This is a genomic window from Mesorhizobium sp. UC74_2 (assembly GCF_042701485.1).
Lineage (GTDB): Bacteria > Pseudomonadota > Alphaproteobacteria > Rhizobiales > Rhizobiaceae > Mesorhizobium.
Window position 1 is genome coordinate 478,107 of record NZ_CP170562.1, and the last position, 22,880, is coordinate 500,986.

22 protein-coding genes are annotated in these 22,880 nt (G+C 61.7%); 15 read left to right on the forward strand and 7 right to left on the reverse strand.

What is annotated here, in order from left to right; translation table 11 throughout:
- Positions 1 to 17: 17 nt before the first annotated feature.
- Complete coding sequence (locus ACFJIU_RS02340) at positions 18 to 602, reverse strand: TRAP transporter small permease subunit (protein WP_379067136.1); 585 nt, start codon at positions 600 to 602, stop codon at positions 18 to 20.
- 185 nt (positions 603 to 787) lie between these two features.
- Positions 788 to 1,693: a branched-chain amino acid ABC transporter permease gene (locus ACFJIU_RS02345; RefSeq protein ID WP_379067138.1), complete on the reverse strand. Its 906-nt coding sequence runs from the start codon at positions 1,691 to 1,693 to the stop codon at positions 788 to 790.
- 92 nt (positions 1,694 to 1,785) lie between these two features.
- Between ACFJIU_RS02345 and ACFJIU_RS02350 the strand changes: the two genes are divergently transcribed.
- Entirely contained in the window at positions 1,786 to 2,394 is a 609-nt protein-coding gene (locus tag ACFJIU_RS02350; protein ID WP_379067140.1) for a CGNR zinc finger domain-containing protein, read from the forward strand.
- Positions 2,395 to 2,449: 55 nt separating this feature from the next.
- Positions 2,450 to 2,923 carry a hypothetical protein gene (locus ACFJIU_RS02355; protein ID WP_379072923.1) on the forward strand — a complete coding sequence of 158 codons (474 nt, stop codon included), beginning with the start codon at positions 2,450 to 2,452 and terminating at the stop codon, positions 2,921 to 2,923.
- Between the two features lie 3 nt (positions 2,924 to 2,926).
- Here ACFJIU_RS02355 and ACFJIU_RS02360 read toward each other — a convergent pair whose 3' ends face one another.
- A complete protein-coding gene (locus tag ACFJIU_RS02360) occupies positions 2,927 to 3,604 on the reverse strand; it encodes a GntR family transcriptional regulator (protein WP_379067142.1) in 678 nt (225 codons plus the stop codon).
- A gap of 102 nt (positions 3,605 to 3,706) precedes the next feature.
- Between ACFJIU_RS02360 and ACFJIU_RS02365 the strand changes: the two genes are divergently transcribed.
- The 10 genes from ACFJIU_RS02365 to ACFJIU_RS02410 all read left to right on the forward strand — a co-directional run bounded on the left by ACFJIU_RS02365 (position 3,707) and on the right by ACFJIU_RS02410 (position 16,272).
- Entirely contained in the window at positions 3,707 to 4,903 is a 1,197-nt protein-coding gene (locus ACFJIU_RS02365) for an NAD(P)/FAD-dependent oxidoreductase (protein ID WP_379067144.1), read from the forward strand.
- Positions 4,904 to 5,053: 150 nt separating this feature from the next.
- Positions 5,054 to 8,524 carry an indolepyruvate ferredoxin oxidoreductase family protein gene (locus ACFJIU_RS02370; protein ID WP_379067146.1) on the forward strand — a complete coding sequence of 1,157 codons (3,471 nt, stop codon included), beginning with the start codon at positions 5,054 to 5,056 and terminating at the stop codon, positions 8,522 to 8,524.
- 147 nt (positions 8,525 to 8,671) lie between these two features.
- Positions 8,672 to 11,023: a putative bifunctional diguanylate cyclase/phosphodiesterase gene (locus ACFJIU_RS02375; protein ID WP_379067148.1), complete on the forward strand. Its 2,352-nt coding sequence runs from the start codon at positions 8,672 to 8,674 to the stop codon at positions 11,021 to 11,023.
- A 147-nt stretch (positions 11,024 to 11,170) separates the two neighbouring features.
- Positions 11,171 to 11,944, forward strand: coding sequence for a hypothetical protein (locus tag ACFJIU_RS02380; RefSeq protein ID WP_379067149.1), 774 nt, complete (start codon positions 11,171 to 11,173; stop codon positions 11,942 to 11,944).
- Between the two features lie 76 nt (positions 11,945 to 12,020).
- The gene (locus ACFJIU_RS02385) at positions 12,021 to 12,170 is read left to right on the forward strand and encodes a DUF3096 domain-containing protein (protein ID WP_101939733.1); all 150 of its coding nucleotides are present in this window, start codon (positions 12,021 to 12,023) and stop codon (positions 12,168 to 12,170) included.
- A gap of 166 nt (positions 12,171 to 12,336) precedes the next feature.
- Complete coding sequence (locus ACFJIU_RS02390; protein ID WP_144379053.1) at positions 12,337 to 12,561, forward strand: aa3-type cytochrome c oxidase subunit IV; 225 nt, start codon at positions 12,337 to 12,339, stop codon at positions 12,559 to 12,561.
- A gap of 84 nt (positions 12,562 to 12,645) precedes the next feature.
- The gene (locus ACFJIU_RS02395) at positions 12,646 to 13,896 is read left to right on the forward strand and encodes a Re/Si-specific NAD(P)(+) transhydrogenase subunit alpha (protein ID WP_379067152.1); all 1,251 of its coding nucleotides are present in this window, start codon (positions 12,646 to 12,648) and stop codon (positions 13,894 to 13,896) included.
- Complete coding sequence (locus ACFJIU_RS02400) at positions 13,896 to 14,327, forward strand: NAD(P) transhydrogenase subunit alpha (RefSeq protein ID WP_165358182.1); 432 nt, start codon at positions 13,896 to 13,898, stop codon at positions 14,325 to 14,327. The genes ACFJIU_RS02395 and ACFJIU_RS02400 overlap by 1 nt, the downstream gene beginning before the upstream one ends.
- On the forward strand, positions 14,324 to 14,875 hold the full coding sequence (locus ACFJIU_RS02405) for a hypothetical protein (protein ID WP_379067154.1): 552 nt from the start codon (positions 14,324 to 14,326) through the stop codon (positions 14,873 to 14,875). The genes ACFJIU_RS02400 and ACFJIU_RS02405 overlap by 4 nt, the downstream gene beginning before the upstream one ends.
- Entirely contained in the window at positions 14,875 to 16,272 is a 1,398-nt protein-coding gene (locus ACFJIU_RS02410) for an NAD(P)(+) transhydrogenase (Re/Si-specific) subunit beta (protein WP_379072926.1), read from the forward strand. Before ACFJIU_RS02405 ends, ACFJIU_RS02410 begins: the two co-directional genes overlap by 1 nt.
- Before the next feature lie 104 nt (positions 16,273 to 16,376).
- On the opposite strand, the gene ACFJIU_RS02415 is transcribed toward ACFJIU_RS02410, so the two are convergent.
- Complete coding sequence (locus ACFJIU_RS02415; protein ID WP_379067156.1) at positions 16,377 to 17,555, reverse strand: ABC transporter substrate-binding protein; 1,179 nt, start codon at positions 17,553 to 17,555, stop codon at positions 16,377 to 16,379.
- 169 nt (positions 17,556 to 17,724) lie between these two features.
- Positions 17,725 to 18,693: a LysR family transcriptional regulator gene (locus ACFJIU_RS02420; protein ID WP_379067158.1), complete on the reverse strand. Its 969-nt coding sequence runs from the start codon at positions 18,691 to 18,693 to the stop codon at positions 17,725 to 17,727.
- 216 nt (positions 18,694 to 18,909) lie between these two features.
- On the opposite strand from ACFJIU_RS02420, the gene ACFJIU_RS02425 reads away from it, so the two are divergent.
- The 3 genes from ACFJIU_RS02425 to ACFJIU_RS02435 are packed head-to-tail and all read left to right on the forward strand — an operon-like array spanning position 18,910 to position 21,799.
- Complete coding sequence (locus ACFJIU_RS02425) at positions 18,910 to 20,067, forward strand: FAD-dependent oxidoreductase (RefSeq protein ID WP_379067160.1); 1,158 nt, start codon at positions 18,910 to 18,912, stop codon at positions 20,065 to 20,067.
- A 55-nt stretch (positions 20,068 to 20,122) separates the two neighbouring features.
- Positions 20,123 to 20,911 carry an alpha/beta fold hydrolase gene (locus tag ACFJIU_RS02430; protein ID WP_379067162.1) on the forward strand — a complete coding sequence of 263 codons (789 nt, stop codon included), beginning with the start codon at positions 20,123 to 20,125 and terminating at the stop codon, positions 20,909 to 20,911.
- Positions 20,912 to 20,923: 12 nt separating this feature from the next.
- On the forward strand, positions 20,924 to 21,799 hold the full coding sequence (locus ACFJIU_RS02435) for an alpha/beta hydrolase (RefSeq protein ID WP_379067164.1): 876 nt from the start codon (positions 20,924 to 20,926) through the stop codon (positions 21,797 to 21,799).
- A 5-nt stretch (positions 21,800 to 21,804) separates the two neighbouring features.
- Here the strand turns inward: ACFJIU_RS02435 and ACFJIU_RS02440 are convergent, their stop codons facing one another.
- Together ACFJIU_RS02440 and ACFJIU_RS02445 are read right to left on the reverse strand one after the other, a co-directional pair.
- A complete protein-coding gene (locus ACFJIU_RS02440) occupies positions 21,805 to 22,305 on the reverse strand; it encodes a LysR substrate-binding domain-containing protein (RefSeq protein WP_379072929.1) in 501 nt (166 codons plus the stop codon).
- On the reverse strand, positions 22,215 to 22,715 hold the full coding sequence (locus tag ACFJIU_RS02445; protein ID WP_379067166.1) for a LysR family transcriptional regulator: 501 nt from the start codon (positions 22,713 to 22,715) through the stop codon (positions 22,215 to 22,217). The genes ACFJIU_RS02440 and ACFJIU_RS02445 overlap by 91 nt, the downstream gene beginning before the upstream one ends.
- Positions 22,716 to 22,880: the final 165 nt, after the last annotated feature.

Sequence of the window (22,880 nt, forward strand, 5' to 3'; positions counted from 1 at the left end):
CTGTGCGATGAAGGCGATCACGAGCGCACCTCGTCGGCCAGCGCCTTGCCCTCGAGTTCCGCCTGTTCGTGCGCGGAGACGAATGGGTTGGGGTCTTCCATGTCGCCGCGCATAATGGCGATCTTCTTGATGATTTCCGAAATGCCCTGCAGCGCCAGGAGGGTGAATCCGACCAGCAGGATGGCCTTGGCTGGCCAGACGATGAGGCCGCCGGAATTCGTGGAACCCTCACCTGACTGGAAGGAGTGGAGGGTATAGGGCACGAACATGTAGACCATCAGAAGCACGAACGGCATCAGGAAGAAGAGATGGCCGATCAGGTCGATCCAGTGCTGCACACGGCGTGACCACATGCCGTAGACGATGTCGATGCGGATGTGTTCGTTCTGCTTGAGCGTATAGGCGGCTGCCAGCATGAAGGCCGCGCCGAACAGATACCATTGTAACTCGAGCCAGGCATTCGACGACACGTCGAAAAGCTTACGGATGATGGCGTTGCCGGCGCTGACCAGGATCGACACCAGGATCAGCCATGAAACCCATTTTCCGATGAATTCGTTGAGGCGATCAATGCCCCGGGACAGAGCCAGAAGCCCTTCCATACAAAACCTCCCTGACGGGCAGGGCGTGCCGCTCCCCATTTTTGCGCCGCGCCTGCTTGGACCAACGGTATGCTGCGTCTGGTCCGTGGGTCAACACAGCCCAGAAGCGTCGGAGGGCTGGAATTATTCCAGCCCCCAACTTTCGCAAGCCGCAAGCCGAAACATGCGACGAAAGTTTAATGAAATCAGACGGTCCGGCGGTTGTCGCGTCCGGCTCCGACGAGGACCAGGACTGCAACCAGGAAGAGAAACATCCAGGCGTCGCGCCATTCGACCGTGAAGTATCCGGTCCACAACGATTCGGCCAAACCATAGGCCGCGGCGCCTGTCGCGGCTCTGGTGGGGGAGAGGTAGCCACCCACAGCGGTGATGAAGAGGACCTTCAGGCCGTAGATCAGGCCGGCACCGAAGCCGAGATTGCCGTAGTAGAGGGCCGCGAGTATCCCGGCCAGTGCCGCGCAAAGCCCGCCAGCCACGACCGCAGTGCGGAAAACCCTGCGGACATCGGCTCCGCACATGGCAGCGGCATGCGGATCGTCGGAGACGGCGCGCCACAACCGGCCGTAGCGCGATCGGCCAAGGACGAACGATCCCGCAATCAAGACGAGCACAACGAGAGTGCAGTTCAAAAGCTGGATGACCGTCAGCGTCGCCTTGAAGCTCCCGGCTTCGGCGAAGACGACGGGCGTGCCCAGCATCGGCGGCAGCCACACGTCATGTGTGTTGGCCGCGATGCGGGCAAGCTCGGTCATGACCAGGGCCACCCCCAGCGTCGCAGCCGCGATCGTGTTGGGCGAGCTTTCCGCAAGTGGCTCGAACAGCGATCGCGCCAGCAGATGGCTGGCGGCTGCGGCATAGGCGAACGTCAAAGCTGCCGCGAACAGGATGGTGGCCGGCAAGGTCAGCCACAGGATCTGATAGCCGAAGACTGCGGCGAGGATCATCGTCTGTCCGCAGAATGCAAAGAGTGCGCCATAAGCGAGGTTGGTCCGGTGCAGGATGCCGTTGGTCAGCGCGTAACCGAAGGCAAGGAGCGCATAGAGCGCGCCCGAGTGCAGTCCGTTCAGGACCTGCTGGAGGAAGTAGAGCATGCCAGCCACCGGCCAGGGACAATCCAGGATATCGGCAGGCTGCCTTTCTGATTCTAACTTGTCAAATGCATATTACTGGTTAGATTTGTGGCATGACGGTTTCCTGGATCCAGCATCGCTTTGCGGGTGGCGTGCTTGCGCTCGATACGGCCAACACGGTTGTTCTGCGCGGCGATCCCGATCACGGTTTCGATCGATTTGAAAACTGGTCCGAGATCGCACGGTTCGCGGATGCAGCCAGTGCGTTCCGGGTCGCGGAATTGGGCGGACGACGTCTGGAGGCCGGTGAGCCGGCGCGGATCGCACCGCTGGTGCTGGAGATCCGCGAGACAACCGATCGCCTGTTCCGCGAAGTCGTCCAGGATGGCACCTATGAAAGCAGCCATCTGTCCGATTTTCTGAAGGCCTGTTCCAAAGGTGTTGCTGCTGTGCAGGGGAAGATTGGAGATCCATTACGGCCATTTGGCGATCCCGAAACACCAATCGCCTTCGAAGCCGCTCTGGCCGTCTCCGCCTTGTCGCTACTGGGCGGCGACACGACGCGCCGTCTTCGGATCTGCGCCAATTGCCGCTGGCTGTTCGTGGACCGCAGCCGCAATTCCAGCCGGCTCTGGTGCGACATGGCGGTGTGCGGAAATCGTCGCAAGGCCAGCCGCCATTACCGGCGTCGCAAGGAAGCGCGGGAGATCGGTCGTGGCTAGAGGAAACGTAGCCGACTGGCGCACACTTGCCCTGGGCACAGGCCTTCTGGCTGCGATGATGCTCGGCGCCTGCCGCCAGTCTGAAGAGGGACAGTATTTCGAAGTGTCCGGACGCCTTTTCGAATTCAACTATCGGCTGGCGCGCGCCACCTACGTCGTGACACTCAACCCGCTGCGCCCAATGGAAGACGGACAGGTCGCGGTTGCAAGTTTCGAGAACCCTGCCGGCGGCGCCCCCTTTGTGGTGAAGCAGCCTGTCTGGCCGAAGATGCGGCACATCACGCTGACCAGTCCGGCGCTGACATGTGTGGTGAAAGACAAACCTTATGGTGTCTCCATCCGGATCGAGGATCCGAACGGCAAGCTTTTGCAGGCATTGCAGACCACGCTCATCTCGAGCGAGGACCAGAGCGTGCTGCCGGACCGGCCTCTGGTGACCGGACCAGTCTATGAGCTGAACCCGGAATTGAAGGATCATCCGGACGGCAGGCTTCCCGGTGCGGAAAAACCGGTCTGCCCAAAAGCCTAGTCTCTAGCGCTCGCGAGAAGCCATGTAGTCAAGCAGCGCTGCGCAGGCGTCGCGGAAATGCCGGGTCAGGTGACCCACCGCCGCCTGTCTGTCTCCTTGCATGCATGCGAACAGCATGGCGCGGTGCTCGTCCTGGGACCGCTCGCGATAGTCCAGATTGGACAGCACGATGCGAACGTAGCGGTCGGAGGCGGTATGTTGCGCTTCAATCAGGTCCAGCAGGCGCCGGTTGCCGCAGTCGCGGTAGAGCGCCAGATGGAATTCCCGGTTGAGTTGTCCCCAGCGGCCGACATCGGTTTCCCGGTCAAGCTGTTCGATCACACTGGCCGCATGGCGCAGGCTGTCGGGATTCTGCCTTTGCATCGAGAGCTTTAGCGCTTCCCCTTCGAGCAGCTCACGCAGCGCGTAAAGCTCGCTGATATCGGTCGCATTCATGGCCGCGACCACGGCGCCCCGTGTCGGATGAATGGCGACAAGACCTTCGGCTTCGAGGTAGCGCAGCGCATCGCGAACCGGCATCCGGCTGACGCCGAATTCCCTGGCGAGCTCATCCTGCCGCAACGCGGCGCCTGGCGCCAAGGTGCCGGTGGCAATGGCCTCACGCAGGATTGCCGTCACGCCATCCGCGGCCGTTTGCGGCCTGACGCTCCTGCCCTCGCCAATCTTGCCCTGTCTGTCCATGCAACTGTCCCGGAAGTGTGAAGCCAGTGTCGTGCCGCAAAGCCTCTTGTTCGTCAAATCGAATCTGTATACTCGTATACGAGAATACGAATGGAGGAGAAGTTGACAAAGCGAACGACGGAAGCGGTTGTCATTGGTGGCGGCATCGCCGGCTGCACGCTGGCGTATGAATTGGCCCGGCGGGGAATTGGCGTCACGGTGATCGAGCAGGGGCCGATCGCCGCGGAGTCATCCGGACGAAACACCGGCACGCTGCTGTCGGGACCACAGCGCTGTGTGGTCGAGATGCTCGACAAGAGTGTCGAAGTCTATGGCGAGCTTGCCGACGGTGCGGTTCCGTTCGAGTTCGGCCGGATCGGCCACCTGCTGATCTCGGAAGACGATGCCAGCCTCGAGGAGGCCGGTGCCATTGCGCAGCGCTATCGTGATGCCGGTGTCGGCATGGAGAAGGTGAAGGGCGCGGAGTTGGCGAGCGACTATCCCCGGCTCGGCTTCAGGGTTGCCGGTGGCTATTTTGTCGAACGGGCGTGGACGCTTGAGCCGATGGGAGCCACCCACGCCTTTGCCCATGCGGCCCGTCTCGCCGGAGGGCGTTTCCGGACCGGCCTGCGTGTCGCGCAGATCATCTCCCGCGGCGGCAGGGTGCAAGGCGTGCTCACCGACGATGGTGTCGTTGCCGCCGATATGGTCTTCATCGCCAATGGTCTGTGGATGTCCGACATGCTGCGCCGGACGGTCGGAGACGGCCCACTGCCAGGCCTTCCGTTCACCGCGGGGCGTGGCTGGCTGATCCAGCTCGGCAAGCTGGACTTTGAACTGCCCTGGATCGTGGAGGAATTGACCTGGCCCGATCAGGACGAGTTGGGCCGCCTGTCGCTGGCAGGCCTGGCGGACGTTGCAGCCCGGAACGACGACAGGCCTGGCGTCGAGGCGATCTGTCTCAATCCGATGCGAGAGGGCGACGCACGTCTGGGCGCATCTGTTCAGCCGGCCTTCCGGGATCTGCTGCGCAACACCGATATGCCCAGCCGTATCGCCGCCCGGGCTCTCAGGATGATCCCGGGACTTGGGTCGCCTGTGGTGAAGAATGTCTATCCGGGCAACCGGCCGATGTTGTCTGATGGATTGCCCGTGGCCGGGCGTACGCCAGTCGACGGCCTTTATGTGCATGGCGGCATGGGATCCATCGGCATGCATGCGGCGCCTGCGACCGCACGCTGGCTGATCGATGCGGTGCTTTCCGCAGATGGCAATCCACAGCAATCCTGGCTCAGGCCGCAGCGCTTTGCCGGCTGGTAGCACCGCTGCTTGCGATTGACGATGTCATGGTGGACGTCGAAGTTCGCCCTGATGCAGCCGAATTGAATTGACGTTACATGCCGAGGTGGAAAGACTGCGCCCGATCCAGTCGCTGTGGCGAATCCGGACGGTTTCGCACGGGAAGGTACCATGACGCTGCACGACGTCTCGCTCGACGATAAATTCGATCTTTCCAAGGAACGTGTTTTTCTCTCGGGTGCCCAGGCCGTCGTGCGCATGCTCCTGATGCAGCGCGAACGGGACCGGTTGGCCGGCCTCAACACGGCAGGTTTCGTCTCCGGCTACCGCGGCTCTCCGCTCGGCGGGCTGGACCTGCAGCTCTGGCGGGCAAAAAATCAGCTTTCGCATGCCGACATCGTTTTCCAGTCGGGCCTCAACGAGGAGCTTGCGGCCACGGCATGCTGGGGATCGCAGCAGGCCGAACTGCTTGGCGAAGGCAAATATGACGGGGTCTTTTCGGTCTGGTACGGCAAAGGCCCGGGGGTCGACCGTTCCGGTGACGTCTTCCGCCATGCCAATCTGGCGGGTTCGTCCAGGCACGGCGGCGTTCTTGCCTTGATGGGCGACGACCACAACGCCGAATCGTCGACCAATGCGCATGCCACGGAGTTTGCCTTCGTCGATGCCATGATCCCGGTCCTCAATCCGGCAGGCGTGCAGGAACTGATCGACTACGGCCTGCTCGGCTTTGCCATGTCACGCTTCTCCGGGACCTGGACGGCGATCAAGTGCGTTAAGGACAACATCGAATCGACGGCATCGGTCGATGCGTCGCCGGCGCGCCTGAACATCGTCCTGCCCGAATTCGATATGCCGCCCGGTGGTCTCAACATCCGCAACGAGCTTGACCAGCTTGGACAGGAGGCGCGGCTGCATGAAGGCAAACGCGGCGCCATGGCCGCCTTCATCCGCGAGAACGGACTGAACCGCATCATCTATTCCGGCGGGCGAAAGGCGAAACTGGGCATCGTCACCGTCGGCAAGAGCTATCTCGATGTGCGCCAGGCGCTGGACGACATCGGCATCGACGAGGCCGTGGCGAACCGCATCGGCATTCGCCTGTTCAAGGTAGGCTGTCCGTGGCCGCTCGATTTGGAGCACGTCGCCGAGTTTGCGCGCGGGCTGGAAACGGTTGTCGTCGTCGAGGAAAAGCGCTCGCTGATCGAAGTCCAACTGCGCGAGAACCTCTATGGTACCGCCAACCAGCCGGTCATCGTTGGCAAGAAGGATGAGCGCGGCGACTGGCTGTTTCCGGCCAAGGGGGCGCTCGACCCGAATGAAATCGCCATCGCGCTGGGCGAGCGCATCATCCGGACCATCGGCCCATCCGAAGAAATCACCCAGCGCGTCTCAAAACTGAAGCAGTTCCAGGCGATGCTGGCCGATACCAAGGATATCGGTTCACGCACCCCGTTCTTCTGTTCTGGCTGTCCGCACAATTCATCGACCAAAGTTCCGGAGGGGTCGATCGCGGCTGCCGGGATCGGCTGCCATTTCATGGCCTTGTGGATGGACCGCTCCACGATCGGCTTCACCGCGATGGGCGGGGAGGGCGCGCAGTGGGTCGGCCAGGCGCCGTTCTCCAAACGGGAGCACATCTTCCAGAATCTCGGCGACGGCACCTACAATCATTCGGGAACGCTGGCGCTGCGTTTCGCTTTGTCCGCCGGCACCAACATCACCTACAAGATCCTCTACAACGACGCGGTGGCGATGACCGGCGGTCAGCCGCACGAAGGTGGGCTGACCGTTGACATGATCGCGCGCCAGGTCCGCGCCGAAGGTGTCGACCGGATTGCCGTCGTCACCGACGAACCCGGCAAGTATGCCGGCCACGCAGAGTTTCCTGTGGGGGTGACGATCGATCACCGGGACGACCTCGATCGCATCCAGCGCGAGCTGCGATCGGTGAAGGGAGTATCGGTCCTGCTCTACGATCAGACCTGCGCTGCCGAGAAGCGGCGCCGCCGCAAGCGCGGCACATTTCCGGACCCGGACAAACGCGTCTTCATCAATGAACTCGTCTGCGAGGGCTGTGGCGATTGCGGGGTGCAGTCCAACTGCGTTTCGATCCAGCCTGTCGAGACTGAATTCGGCCGCAAGCGCAAGATCGATCAGTCGTCGTGCAACAAGGACTTTTCCTGCGTGAACGGCTTCTGCCCGTCCTTTGTCACCGTGCATGGCGCAAAGATCCGCAAGGCGGTTGGCGTTGCCGGCAAGGCGGATCCTCTCGACGGCGTGCCTCTGCCGCCGAATTTCGAACTGGGCAAGGATGGCTGGGCGGCCATTATCGATGGCGTCGGCGGAACAGGCGTCGTCACCGTCGGTGCGATTCTCGGCATGGCGGCACATCTGGAGGGCAAGGGCTGCGGTATGATCGACATGGCCGGACTTGCCCAGAAGGGTGGTTCGGTCTTCACGCATGTGCGGGTCGCCCGTACGCCGGAGGACATCCACGCCATCCGCGTTTCGGCCGGCAAGGCGGATCTCATCCTGGGGTGCGATCTGGTCGTCTCCGGCGCCAAGAAGGTGCTGGCTTCTGCGCGCGAGGGGCATACGATCTTCGTTGCCAATACCGCCGAGATCATGCCGGGCGAATTTGCGCGCGCGGCCGATTTCTCACTTCCGACCGAGCGGCTGAAAAAGGCGATCCGCCAGGCCGCCGGCGAAGACAGGGCGCATTTCTTCGACGCGACCCGGACGGCGACGGCGCTGTTCGGCAATTCGCTCGGCGCCAACATGTTCATGCTCGGTTTTGCCTTTCAGTACGGCGGATTGCCGCTGTCGGCCGAGGCGGTCGAAAAGGCGATCGAACTGAACGGCGAGGCGGTAGCCATGAACGTGGCGGCCTTCCGCTGGGGCCGGCGCGCGGCGCACGATCCCGAATTCGTGCGCGGCCAGGTCGAGCGGCAGGGCCGGGCCATTCAACCGGCTGCTGAAACGCTGGATGAGATCATTGCGCGGCGCGCGGCCTTCCTCGCGACCTATCAGAACGCCGCCTACGGCAAACGTTACTCGGATCGTATCGCCGTATTCCGGGCGCATGAGAACAAGTTGGTTCCAGGTTCGACCGTGGTGACGGAAGCGGCTGCGCGCAACCTCTTCAAGGTGATGGCTATCAAGGACGAATACGAGGTCGCACGGCTCTACACGGACGGATCCTTCATGCGCTCGCTGTCCCAGCAGTTCGAGAGCCATGATGGGTTGGAGTTTCATCTCGCGCCGCCGATCCTTGGTCGCCGCGATGCCGACGGCAAGCCGAGGAAGTCCAGCTTCGGTCCCTGGATGATGAAGGGATTTGGTCTCCTGGCGGCCCTCAGAGGCCTGAGAGGCACAGCTTTGGACGTCTTCGGCTATACCGCCGAGCGCCGTCGCGAGCGCCAGCTGCTGAAGCAGTTCGAAGATGATCTCGACCTGATTTCGCGTTCGCTCACACCCGGCAGGATCGAGGCAGCTACGGCACTTGCTTCGGTGCCGCAGCTGGTGCGCGGCTACGGCCACGTCAAACATGCCGCAATGGAGAAGGCAAAGGGTGAACGGGCAAGGCTGATCGAGCGACTGACGGGCGCAGAAGAAGTCCGGTTGCAAGCCGCCGAATGAGATGGCACGATCGCGCAAGAACCCGCGATCGGGTCAGGAATGGAAGAACGGCATTTGCATGCCGGTCAGGACGTAGCTAATTTTAGCTATTCTAAGCCTTTCTTAAGCCGGTTGTGGGATGAGATTGGCTGGTGCGGCGCCCAGGCCATGAATGTAGATCGACCCGACGACATCTCTGAAGACGTCTATGTTGGCTTTGTTCGTTCGCTTTTTCACGACGCAAGCCTGCTGATCGTTGGCGCCTTCACGCAAGGCGCGGTTGCTCTCCTGGTCTATCTGAAGACCGGCGCCCCGATCTACATCGCGCTTGCCTTCCTGATGACCGGGGTCAGCCTTGGCCGCTACATGGCCATCAACAGGGTCGATCCGAGCAGGATCGAGACTTACCGTTCCGCGCTTGCATGGGAACGCTATTATCTGATCGCGGGCACGGCGCACGGGCTTGCCATCGGGTTGTTCGCGTTTGTCAGCGTCCATGTCGTGCCGGATATGTTCGGCGAGATCGCAGCCATCTCGATGGTGTTGGCCACCACCGTTACCATCGCCGGTCGAAACTTTGGTTCGATCAAGATGGTGGCGATCCTGACCCTTTCTATCGTGGCGCCGATCGCGATCGGCCTGATCATGAAAGGGGACTTCTACAACATTGTCCTCGGCCTCTTCATCGTGCCGTTCATGTTCGCCATCAGCAAGCTGGCGCGCGCGATGCGCGCCATCCTGTTCACCGCGATAACCGAGGAGAAAAAGGCGACCCGCCTGTTCCAGCGGTTTGGTCGCGCGCTCAATACGATGTCGCATGGCCTGGTCATGCTCGACGCGGCTGGAAAAGTGGTGGTCGCCAATGCCGAAGCGGCGCATCTCATGTCGCTCAAATCTCCGGATCAGCTTCTTGGCCGGTCGATCCATTCCCTGCTGATGAGGGGCGTGGCGGGCGGTCTGCTTGCCGCCAAGGATTGCCGCTATGTCGAAGCGCAGCTCACCCGTGCCTTGCGGGAGGGGCGCGACCGAAAAGTACTGGTCTCGCTGACCAACGGCCAGCACTATGAATTTTCGGCGCGCGAAGGCTCGCAGGAGCTTGGGGTCATCACCTTCGAAGACGTCACCCAGCGTGTCGCCGCTGAGGAACGCATCCGTTTCATGGCGAGATACGACAGCCTGACGGGGCTGATGAACCGTGCCTACTTCCACGAGCTTGTCAGCGAGGCGATGTCGGGAGGCGATCGCAGCCGCCAATGCGGGCTGGTGGTGATCGATCTCGACGACTTCAAGAGCATCAACGACACGCTCGGCCATCCGGTTGGCGATGGCTTGATCTATGCCGCCGCCGAGCGGCTTTCGGTGTTCTCCGCGCCGGGTACTACCATCAGCCGCTTCGGCGGTGACGAGTTCATGCTGTATTTCGACCGGGTCGAGGACGAGAGCCATCTGTCCGGGCTGCTCGAACGTATTTTCGCGGGACTGCAGGGCGAGGTCGACGTGGCTGGACATGCGCTGCGCATCCAGGCCAGCGCGGGCGCCGTTCTGTCGCGCGTCGACAGCACCACCGTCGATGAGATGATCGTCAAATCCGACCTTGCGCTCTACAAGGCGAAGGAACTCGGCAAAAACGGCTGGCGGCTGTTCGAAGCCTCGATGGATGCGGCATTCCGCAACCGGCAGCTGATGAAGGCGGATCTGCGCTCGGCGGTCGAGGCCGACGGGCTGCGCATCGTCTATCAGCCGATTGTCGCCATGGAGACCATGCGCATCGTGAGCTGCGAGGCCCTTTGCCGTTGGGACCATCCGGACCTTGGTCCGATTTCGCCGGCCATCTTCATTCCTCTGGCGGAAGAGATGGGCATCATTTCACAGATCAGCGAGCTGGTGCTGCGGGCAGCCTGTGCCGAATGCGCGAAATGGCCGAATCAGATTTCGGTGTCGGTCAATCTCTCGGCCAAGGACTTCCGCGACAGCGATGTCGTTGAGAAGGTGAAGGTCGCGCTCGAAGCCGCCAAGCTGGCGCCGAATCGTCTTGAGATCGAGGTCACCGAAACCGCGCTTCTCGACGACAAGGCACAGACACGCGAATTGATCCAGGAGATCAAAAAGCTCGGCGTGCGTATTGCCCTCGACGATTTCGGCACCGGTTATTCGAGCCTGAGCTATCTGCACAAGCTGCCGCTCGACAAGGTCAAGATCGACCGATCGTTCCTGATCGACGTGGTTCAGAGCCCGCGTTCACTGGAACTGCTCAAGGGCATTGTCAGTCTTTCGCGGTCGCTCGGATTGAGCGTGACCATCGAAGGCGTCGAGACCTTCGAGCAGCTCAAGATCCTGTCGCAGCAGATCGAGCCAGATCTCGTGCAGGGCTTCCTGTTCGGGTCCGCATTGAGTGCGTCGGGCATCGAGACGATGTCGAGCACGATCTGGCCCTTTGTCGACGATATCGCTCCGCCGCCCAGGCGGGCGAATGTGGATCCAGTTCGTTTGAACGCCCGCCCGAAGGTCGGCGCAAACTGAGGTTTTGCCGGATGGCAGCAACACCCGTGGAAGACGAAACGGGGCGTTAAGGTTAACAAAAGGTAAAGCTAATTCAGCGCATTTTGAACTTTACATGCTGGCGCTGTTGCATAGGCTCCCGACCGCGGTGGTGTACGGGGAATTGTTATGAATACGCAAGACGAACCGGGCGGCGGTGCCGGGGGGTCGAAGACTGTTGCCTTTAGCGGCGCGACTTTAAGCGAGAAGGTGTTCGAACTCCTCAACAGGTCCGAATACCGCCGCTGCGACAAGGGTGAAGACCTCGAGGACATCTATCGTCTTCGATACAAAGCGTTCCGATCCAGTGACATGGTTTCGGACAACATCAGCCACACGATCAGTGATGAGCTCGACGAGGTGCCCAACGTCTATCGCTTCGGCATCTACGTCGAGCAGCGCCTCGTCAGCACGATGCGTATTCATCATGTCACGCTCGAGACCCCGCTGTCTCCTTCGACCAAGGCATTTGGCGACATCATCTACCCCATGCTCGAGGCTGGCGACACATTCGTCTGCATGAGCCGCTTCGCCTCGGATCCGGATTGGACCCGCGTCTATCCACAGCTCGCCTATGTGACATTGCGCCTGGCGGGGATGGCCTGCTTCTATTTCGAGGCTCCCTATGGACTTTCGACCGTGCGCGAGGATCACGCGGGATTCTACAGGCGGGTCTATTATTCGGAGCAGATCAGCGAACTGCGCACATATCCTGGCATTCAACGGCGCGTGGTGTTGTTCCGTACCGATGCCTACGCCAACCGGGAGCGCTATTATGCGCGGTTCCCGTTCTTCCGGTCGACAGCCGCTGAACGGCGCATGCTTTTCGCGCCGCCCGAGCCCGGCGAACTCGCGCCGCTGACAATCCTGCCGACGGCCAAGTATTTCCGCGACGCCGCCTGAGCTAAATTTGTCGTCCGCCTCACCGCCGACACGAAGACACCAGATCCTGAATGCTGCGACAGATGGGAGACCGACCGTGACCATTTCTGCCATAACGTTGACGCCGCTGATCTCGCTGATTGCCGGCGTGCTCATCCTGATCATGCCAAGGCTGTTGAACTATATCATCGCCCTCTATCTGATCGTCGCTGGACTGCTTGGCCTGTTTCCGAATCTGGCTGGCTGAGCTGCCCGCCAGATCGCCAGCACAGCGCATGACGGCTGCCGTCGATGACCGCCGGCTTTCAACATTATCTTGACGCTGTTCTCGCCCATCATGCGGCAACAGTGCCATTGCCCTCGGCGGCGCTTTTCGCTATGTGCCCTTGAGACGTTTCCGGAGGGGAATACTGATGGCTGATCACGCGCCGACTGGTCCTGTCGAACTGGGTGCCCAGATGGACTATGCAGAGCATGAGCGAACTTACGCTGGCTTCGTCGCGCTCGCCAAATACGGCTCGCTTTTCTGCGTCGCGCTGCTCATCGCCATGGCCTTCGGTTTCTTTGCCGGCGGGTTCTTCTCGGGAACGATCCTGTTCGTGATCCTCCTGGCGGTTGGCGGCTTCATTCTCCGATAAGATCTTCCCATTTCGCATGGGACGGCACCGGCCGTTCGGCCGGTGTTCGTAAAAGAACAGAGTTCCAGCCGAAAGGATCATGCGGTGGGACAAGTCGTATTCATACCTCGCGAGATTGATGCGAACGAGGGGCGCGTTGCTGCGTCGCCCGATACGGTGAAACGTATAACTGCCCTTGGCTTCGATGTTGTCGTCGAGGCCGGAGCGGGCATCGCCTCGCGCATTCCAGATGCCGAGTTTGCCAAGGCAGGAGCCACGATCGGCAAGGCAGCGGACGTCGCCAAGGCCGATGTCGTGCTCAAAGTTCGCCGTCCGACCGAAGCCGAGCTGAAAAACTACAAAAAGAGTGCAGCCGTTCTCGCCATCATGGATCCCTATGGCAACGATGCCGGGGTTCACGCGCTCGCCAAGGCTGGCGTGACCGCCTTCGCCATGGAGTTCATGCCGCGTATTACCCGTGCGCAGGTCATGGACGTGCTGTCGTCGCAGGCAAACCTGGCCGGATACCAGGCCGTGATCGATGCGGCCGCCGAGTATGATCGCGCCCTGCCGATGATGATGACGGCCGCCGGCACGGTGCCGGCCGCCAAGGTCTTCATCATGGGCGTGGGTGTCGCAGGACTGCAGGCAATCGCGACAGCACGCCGCCTTGGTGCGGTGGTCACCGCCACCGACGTGCGTCCCGCTGTCAAGGAACAGGTTCAGTCGCTGGGCGCCAAGTTCATCGCGGTCGAGGATGACGAGTTCAAGCAGGCCGAGACGGCCGGCGGTTACGCCAAGGAAATGTCCAAGGAATATCAGGCGAAGCAGGCTGCGCTGACCGCCGAGCATATCGCCAAGCAGGACATTGTCATCACGACGGCATTGATCCCGGGGCGTCCTGCCCCGCGGCTGGTCTCCGCCGAGATGGTTGCTTCGATGCGTCCGGGCTCGGTTCTGATCGATCTCGCAGTGGAGCGAGGCGGCAACGTTGCCGGCGCCGAAGCAGGCAAGACCGTCACCACCGAAAACGGCGTCAAGATCGTCGGCCACCTCAATGTGCCGGGTCGCGTCGCCGCTTCCGCATCCCTGCTTTATGCCAAGAACCTGTTCGCGTTCCTGGAGACGCTGGTCAGCAAGGATACCAAGGCGCTGGCCATCAACCGCGACGACGAACTGGTGAAGGCGACGCTGCTGACGGATGGCGGCAAGGTCGTCCATCCCAATTTCGCAGACAAGCCGGCAACGATGATTGCTTCAGCTGAACCGGCGGCCAAATCCGCCAAACCGACGGCTGCCAAGAAAACCGCCGCAGCCAAGAAGCCCACTGCGACCAAGTCGAAGGGGACTGCCTGATGGAAGCCTTGCAGAAAGCACTCGACCAACTCGACCAGGCGAGCGCGGCCGTCCGCCTCGCGCTGCAGGACGCGGCCAATCAGCCTGGCGTTGCTGATGCAGCAGGGGGGGCCGCGCATGCGCTCTCTGGCGGCGCGATCGACCCGTTCGTGTTCCGCTTCGCCATTTTCGTGCTGGCGATCTTCGTCGGTTATTACGTGGTCTGGTCGGTAACGCCGGCCTTGCACACGCCGCTGATGGCCGTCACCAACGCCATTTCGTCGGTGATCGTCGTCGGTGCGTTGCTGGCCGTGGGCGTTTCCGCAGCCGGGGCAGCGACCGGCTTCGGCTTCATTGCGCTGGTTCTGGTTTCGGTCAATATCTTCGGCGGCTTCCTTGTCACCCAGCGCATGCTGGCGATGTACAAGAAGAAGGATAGCGCGGGCCGGTGATGAAGCTCGTCAAGCTTTTCCTCGCCGCAGCATTTATGTCGGTCCTGGCCAGCCATACACTGGCCCGTCCGGCGACGGAGGCCGAGAGCAAGGCGCTGATTCAGGCTGTGACGGATTTCGATGCTGCCATGCGCGGCAACGATTATGCGACGGTCGTCAAGACCATCCCTCCGCGTGTGCTCGAGCATATGGCCAAGACCTCCGGCATGACCGTCGATGCGCTGCGCGGCATTGTCATCGAACAGATGCAGGCGGCGCTGGCCACCGTGAAAATCGAATCCTTCGCCATGGATGTGTCGAAGGTGGAATACAAGGAATTGCCGAACGGCGAGCCCTATGCGCTGATCCCGACCGAAGTCGTGATGGACGCGGGTGGCGCCGACAAGATCCTGGCGAAGTCCCAGACACTGGCGCTGCTCGACGGTGGTGCCTGGTACCTGCTGCGTGTCAATGAAGACCAGCAGGTGACGGTCATGCGCCAGGTTTACCCTGAATTCGCCGAGGTGGAATTTCCAGCCGGCTCGATGGAGGCGTTGAAGAAGCCATGATGTCCGTCAATCTCGCCTCATTCCTGTATCTCGTCTCGGGCATCCTTTTCATCCTGGCGTTGCGAGGCCTGTCGCATCCGACCACCAGCCGGCAGGGCAATTTCTACGGCATGATCGGCATGGCGATCGCCATCGTCACCACGCTGTTGCTGGCCAAGCCTTCCTTTGGCGGCTTTGCGTTGATCGTGGTCGGACTGGCCATTGGCGGTGGTGTCGGCGCCTATACGGCCCGCCGCATCGCCATGACCTCGATGCCGCAACTGGTGGCGGCCTTCCACTCGCTGGTCGGTATGGCCGCGGTGATGGTGGCGGCAGCGGCCATGTATGCGCCGGCATCCTTCGGCATCGGCGAAGTGGGCGCCATCCACGGCCAGGCGCTGGTGGAAATGAGCCTGGGCGTGGCGATCGGCGCCATCACCTTCACCGGTTCGGTGATCGCTTTCCTGAAGCTGGATGGGCGCATGTCCGGCAAGCCGATCATGCTGCCGGCACGCCATCTCATCAACATCGTGCTTGGCGCAGCCCTCGTCATCCTGATCATCCTGCTCGTCATTACCCAGAGCTACGCCGTGTTCTGGCTGATCGTCCTCGCATCGTTGGCATTGGGTGTTCTGCTCATCGTCCCGATCGGCGGCGCCGACATGCCGGTCGTGGTGTCGATGCTCAATTCCTATTCGGGCTGGGCTGCCGCCGCGTTGGGTTTCACTCTCGGCAATCTCGCGCTGATCATCACCGGCGCTCTGGTCGGTTCGTCGGGTGCGATCCTGTCCTACATCATGTGCAAGGGCATGAACCGCTCCTTCATCTCCGTCATCCTTGGTGGGTTCGGCGGCGAGACTGCTGCAGCGGCGGATGACGGCATCCAGCGCACCGTGAAGACCGGTGCTGCCGACGATGCTGCCTATCTCATGATGAACGCACAGAAGGTCATCATCGTGCCGGGCTACGGCATGGCGGTTGCCCAGGCCCAGCATGCGCTGCGCGAAATGGCCGACAAGCTGAAGGCCAATGGCGTCGAGGTGAAATACGCCATCCATCCGGTCGCCGGTCGCATGCCCGGCCACATGAACGTGCTGCTGGCGGAAGCCAACGTGCCTTATGACGAAGTGTTCGAACTGGAGGACATCAACTCCGAATTCGCGCAGGCCGACGTTGCTTATGTCATCGGTGCCAACGACGTCACCAACCCGTCGGCGCGCGACGACAAGTCCTCGCCGATCTACGGCATGCCGATCCTCGACGTCGACAAGGCGCGTACCTGCCTGTTCGTCAAGCGCTCGCTGGGCTCGGGCTATGCCGGCATCGACAACACGCTGTTCTACAAGGACGGCACGATGATGCTGCTCGGCGACGCCAAGAAGATGACCGAGGAAATCGTCAAGGCGATGGATCACTGATCCATTGCCCAGGCCCCGAAAATCCGGGTGCCGGCTGAGATCTTTAAAAGAAAAGCCCGGCTCGCGCCGGGCTTTTCTTTTTTGTTTGTCGGACCGCTGCGCTGCTATTCGGCTGGCATCTTGCAGTCGGCGGCGTAGCTGTCGCTGTGCGCGGTCAGCACCTTGCTGTCGGTCTTCAGCACCATCTTGCCGTCGGCCCCTTTTTCGGCCTTGAGCGAATACCAGTCCTGGACCGGATGCTGATTGGGTCCGAACTTGAAGGCGCCGCGTACAGAGGGAATTTCCGCGCTGAGCAGGCCCTTGCGCAGTGCCGCGACGTCGCTGGCTCCGGCAGGATCCTTCTCGAGGCCGGCACCGATCAGCAAAGCGGCGTCATAGCCTTGCGCCGCATAGTAGGTGATCGGGCGATCGCCATACTTCGCACGCCATGCGGCGACGAAAGCCTTGTTGACGGCATTGTCGAAGTCGTCATTCCAATGGCTGGTTACCTTGACGCCGGAGGCGGCGTCACCGACGGCCTGGACGATGACCTGGTCGAGCGAGGCCGGGTGCACCACCATCGGGATTTCCTTGAGCAGGCCGGATTGCTGGTACTGGCGCATGAAAGCGATGCCGAGCCCGCCTGGCTCGAATTCGTAAACGACGTCGGGTTTCGCGGCGCGGATCTGCGCCATCTCGCTGGCGAAATCGGTCTGGTCAAGGCTGGTGTAGGTCTCCCCCACCACCTCGCCTTTGTAAAAGCGCTTGAAGGCGCCCATGGTCTCCTTGCCGGCCTGGTAGTTCGGCGCGATCAGGAATGCCTTCTTGTAACCCAGCGACTGTGCGAGCGCGCCGGCGCTTTCGCCCTGGCTGTCGTCCTGCCAGGAGCTGACGAAATAATTGGGATGGCAATCCTTTCCGGCGAACGTGGCCGACGCCGTGTTGGCGCTGACATAAAGCGCGTCATTGTCGAGGATCTCGGGGACAGCGGCAAAGGCGACGTTGGCGAAGACCATGCCGGTGAAAACCTTGATGCCCTGTTCGGAAAGCATCTTGTCGGCGATCTGGCGGGCGTTGCCAGGTTTCAGGCTGTCGTCTTCCACCACCAGTTCTACCGGCGCGCCGCCGAGCTTGCCCTTGTTCTGGTCGACCGCGAGCTGGAAGCCGTCGCGAATGTCCTGGCCCAGATAGCCCGCCGGGCCGGATAGCGTGGTGATCATGCCTATCTTGAGCGGATCGGCGGCATGAGCCGTACCCGCCAGCAGCGCCAAGGTGGCAGCCGCCAGTATTCCCTTGCAAGTCATGGAGTCCCTCCCGTTCGTGTCTTCAAATGCAGGGAGGGCGTCCGCGATCCCGGGTCGCGGTTTTGTTCCTTGTCCCTGCATGCAATCGCCCCGCCGTTGCCGGCAGGTCGTCCACACGGCCAAGCTTGGGCCAATCAGTCTTGCGGTAAATGGAAAACTCATCTCCCAGCTATGAAGGCAGGGAATAGCAATGGTTTCGATAACCGAGGATCAGGCCGTCAGATCCAGGGCCGTTCTCCTCAGCGTTTGTGCCAGCAATTCGGCTGCCGGAGAGAGCCTGGCGTTGGTGCGCGTGGTGATCCCGATCGGTATGGCTGTCGCGCGCAGCGTGACGGGCAGTATGGTGATCGCGCCCGCGGCGGCCTCCCTGCGCGCGACCTGGGCCGGGAAGACGCCAAGATAGTCGGCGTCGACGAGCAGGGCGCGGTTGGTGAGCAGGGAGACGGAGTTCGACCGCGTGCACCGGCGGTTCCAGGCCTTCCTCACGAAAAGCAATGTCAATCTGTCGCCTCAGGCTGGTTTCCTGTGGCGGCAGGATCCACTCCCAGCCGATGAGGTCGGCAAGACCCAGGTCATGCCGCTCGGCGAGCGGATGACCGCGGCGCGCGACGACGCAGGCGATGTCGTCCATCAGCACTTCCTGTACGACATTGAGCCTGTCCCGGAGTTCCGAGAGCCGCCCGACCACCATGTCCAGTTCGCCGGCGCGCAGCGCCGGGATCAGCACGTCATTGGTGCCTTCGACGATCTTCACCACCAGCTTCGGGCGATCCTTGCGCAGGCGGGCGATTGCCGTCGGCAACAGCTCGGCGGCGGCGGACAGAAGCGTGCCGATGGCGACACGGCCGCCGGTGCCGTCGCGCAAGTCGGCGAGATGCTCTTCGGCATGAGCGAGTTGGGTGATGACGAGGCGGGCATGTTCGGCAAGCGTTTCTCCGAACATGGTCGGCACCACGCCGCGGTTGTTGCGGTCGAAAAGGCGGGCCTTGGTCAGCGCTTCCACTTCCTGAAGTGCCTTGGTGACGGCCGATTGCGTCATGTTAAGCCGTTTCGCCGCGCGCACGAGGTTGCCTTCCTCGACGATGGCAACGACCATTCGCAAATGGCGGATGGTGAGGCGGCTGGTGACGAGTTTCATGAGCGCGTTGCCGGTTCGATGGTTGTTTCCATTCTGATATTCCAAAGCTTCATAGAAAATTCCACAGAATTCATTTGTGTGAATTGCCAATCGTTGGGAAGGTCTCGCCAACCGGCCGGACGGTGACGTTGCCGGTCGCGAGACATTTGGCCCGGCACGCCGTGGCTGGCCAGTCAAAGAACAGGTGCGTTCAGCACCGGTGGGAGGAAGTCAACGATGATGCAGCGTACCGGTGCCGGGCGCCGCGCCGAGATTGCGGGCGCGGGAATTGGTGGTTTAACGGCGGCAGCCGCTCTGGCACAGCGCGGCTGGTCTGTGAGCGTGCACGAGCGCGCTCCGAACCTGCGTACCTTCGGTGCCGGCATCTATATCTGGAGCAACGGGTTGCGCGTGCTCAAGGCGCTCGGCGCTTACGAGCAGGCAGTCGTTGGCGCGCATATCGGCCCGCAGTTCCATACCCGGGACCATAACGACACCACGATGGAGGAAATCCCCATAAACGGGCCGGGCGATGCGCGGCTCATCACCATCCTGCGCGAACAGCTGATCAACACGCTGGTCGATACCTGCCGCAAAGCCGGCGTCGAAATATTGACTGGCTCGGCAGCCATCGGCGCGACGCCGGAAGGTGAACTGCTGCTGGAAGGGGGCGAGCGGCGCAAGGCCGATCTCGTGGTCGGTGCCGACGGCATCAACTCCAATGTGCGGGATTCGCTCGACCTGATGATGTACCGCAAGCATCTCGGCTATGGTGCGATCCGGATGCTGATCCCGCGCGACGACAACGATGTGCCGTCCGAGGATCGCGATCGCTACATTGAATATTTCACCGGATCGCGCCGTATTCTCTATACGCCGGCCAGCGCTTCCGACCTGTATGTCGCCTTGTGCTGCGCGGCCGACGATGCCGAGGCGCTGAAGGTGCCGGCCGACCGCAAGCTATGGACGGGGTCCTTCCCGCACCTTGCCAATCTTGTCGCTCGTTTCGGCGATGCCGGCCGTTGGGATGCCTTCGAGGTGGTGAAGCTCAAGCAATGGAGCAAGGGGAGGGTCGCTATCCTTGGCGATGCCGCTCATGCGATGCCGCCATATCTTGGACAGGGCGGGGGCTGTGCGCTGATGAATGGGCTGGCACTCGCCGCCGCCGTCACCGATGCTCCCGACGTCGTGGCGGCGCTAGGGGAATGGGAGGCGCGGGAGCGTCCGCTTACCGAGCATACGCAGGACACCGCCGAGAGGCTGGGGGATATGAACCTCTGGCCGGACGACATCCGCTCGCAGGTCCTGAAGATCACCGGAAGATCCGCCGAGATCGGCGCGGTGCGCATGAGGACCGCGCGCCATATCCCGACGGCGACGGAAGCCTTCGCCTGATCGTTGTTCATCGATGGGCTTTTCACCTGTCGTCCCGCATTTCGGAGTTTCTTGCATGCAATCCATCCAGATTGGAGCCAACACGCTGTCCTACGACGAAGCAGGAGAGGGGGATGTCCTCCTGCTTTTGTCGGGCTGGTGCCAGGACCATCGTCTGTTCAAGACCCTGGCACCAGAATTTGCGCGCAGCCATCGTGTCATCAGGCTGGACTGGCGCGGTCACGGCCTGCATCGTGATCACGATGGCGATTTTGTCACCGATGACCAGGCTTCCGACGTCATCGCCTTTCTCGACCGGATGAAGATCGACAAGGTGGTGCCGGTTTCGACCTCCCATGGCGGTTGGGCGAATATGGAAGTGACCGATCGCCTGGGCAGCGCGCGCGTGCCACGCTCGGTCGTCATCGACTGGATCCAGACCACACCCAACGAATCCTTCTTTTCGATGATCGACCATATCCAGGATCGCACCAACTGGGAGAATGGCCGCGGCGATTTCTTCAACTACTGGATCGGCGATACCGAGAACCGGGACATCATCGATCACGTCAACGAAGAGATGGCCAAATACAGTTTCGAGATGTGGGCCCGCTCCGGCCGCGAGATCGCCAGGGCCTATCGCAAATGGGGCAACCCGATGCAGCGCATGGCGGCGATGGCGGAACACCGGCCGATCACGCATATCTACTCGCAGCCGTTCGAGCCCGAATATGCACAGGCGCAACTCGATTTCGCCGCCGGACATCCCTGGTACAAGCCAAACAAACTGCCCGGCCGGACTCATTTCCCGACGCTCGAGCAGCCCAAGGTGGTTGCTGAAACCATTCGGGCTTTCGTTGGCTAGGAGTTGCTTTGCATGACCGGACTGGCTGCCGAAGCCGATTGGCCGCGCGAAATTCTGGATCGCGACTACAGCGCCCGCGCTTCGGTTTCGGCCGAAGTGTTCGAGGCCGAGATGCGAAACTATCGAAGCCAGTCCGAGGCGGCGCAGAACGTCGCTTCGCATCTGGATGTCGTCTACGATGCCCGCAGCAGTCAAACCATTGATATCTACGGCGCCGGCACGGAGCCGCGGCCGGTTTTCGTGTTCATCCATGGCGGTTACTGGCGGATGCTTTCAAAGCACGATTCCGCGTTCATGGCCGCGATGCTTGCAAAACACGGCATCGCCACGGCCGTGGTGGATTACAGGCTGGCACCCGAGGTCGATCTGGCCGAGATCGTGCGCGAGGTCCGCGCTGCAGTCAGCTTCCTGTGGCGCGACGGATCGCGTTTCGGCATCGATTCCAAGCGTATCTTCGTCGGAGGCAGTTCGGCCGGCGGCCATCTGACCGGGGCGGTTCTGTCCGGCGGATGGCACGGGGCTTTCGACGTGCCGGAGGATGTCATCAAGGGGGCCATGCCGATCAGCGGCCTGTTCCATCTGGCGCCCATTTCAAGATCGTTCGTACAGGACTGGATCAGGCTCGACGATCAATCGGTCATGCAGTTGAGCCCTGCTGAAAACCTGCCGCATGCCGGCTGCCCCATCGTGACGGCCTATGCGGCAGGCGAGCCTGACGGGTTCAAGCGGCAGTCGGCGGAATATCACCGGTTATGGCGGGAAGAGGGTTTTCCTTCCACAATAATGGAAATCGACAACCGCAATCATTTTGACGTCGTTCTTGATCTGGCGGATGACCAAACAGCGCTCTCCAAAGCCTTGCTGCGCCTGATCAATGGCGACCTGTAGTTCCGTCAACCGTTCTCGCGCGGGATCAGGCGCTGCGCATAGCGCCTGACGACCGCGACGAATGCCTGTGTGGCCGGCGAGACGGAACGTCCCGTAGCGTGGATCATCGCCACCTCGCGCGCGATGTTCGGCTCGACCAGCGGCTTGCCCACCACCTTGCGATGACGCGCCGCCGCCAAGGCATAGGCGGGAAGCACGGCCACCCCCAATCCCGCCTCGACGAGCGCCAGGGCGGTTGTCACCTGGCTGACCTCGAAAGCCGGTTTCAGCGGTATCTCGCTTGTTTCGAAACCGATTTCGACCAGCAGGCGAATACCACTGTCACGCGTCAGCGTGATCAGCGGCTGATCCGCCAGATCGCGCCATCTGGCGGTGGCTGCATTCGCAAACATGGAGCGGTCATCACAAAACAGCATCAGGCTGTCGCGCACCAGGGCGACCCGCTCGATACCGTCTTCGGCGGGAGAGAAGGTTCCGAGCCCGCAATCGGCCTTGCCGCTGCGCACGGCCTCGACAATCTGCTCGGTGCCGACGTCGGCGAGCTGCACGGCGATACAGGATAACTCTGCTGGAACTCGGCGATCGCCTGCGGCAGCACGACGGAAGCCAGCAAGGGTGGTGCCGCGATGCGCAGGCGGCCACGCCTGCGCTCTGCCAGCATGTGAACGCCCTCCACGGCATGTTCCAGTTCTTCCATCACCTTCGTCGTGGAGTTCTGGAACTCCCGACCGGCATCGGTCAGCTCGACGCGGCGGGTGGTGCGGTCGAACAGCCGCACCGACAGTTCGTCCTCGAGGTCGCGGATCGCCTGCGAGAGCGCCGGCTGTGCCGTGCCAAGGCGTTTCGAGGCGCGCGAGAAATTGCCGAGTTCGGCGACCGCCAGGAACTGCTGGATCTGCTTGATGGTGATCTTCACGCGTGGAGGTTCCGATCTCCGGATGTCTGCAGCTTTCGAAGGAAGTCAATTCATATAAGAATCCATATTAATTTATCGGATAAATCCGTCTTGTCGATATATTGAAATCCATCGATCTTGGCGGGCGGAGGTTGCCGGTCCGAGCTGCGCGACGGCTTCCCATAA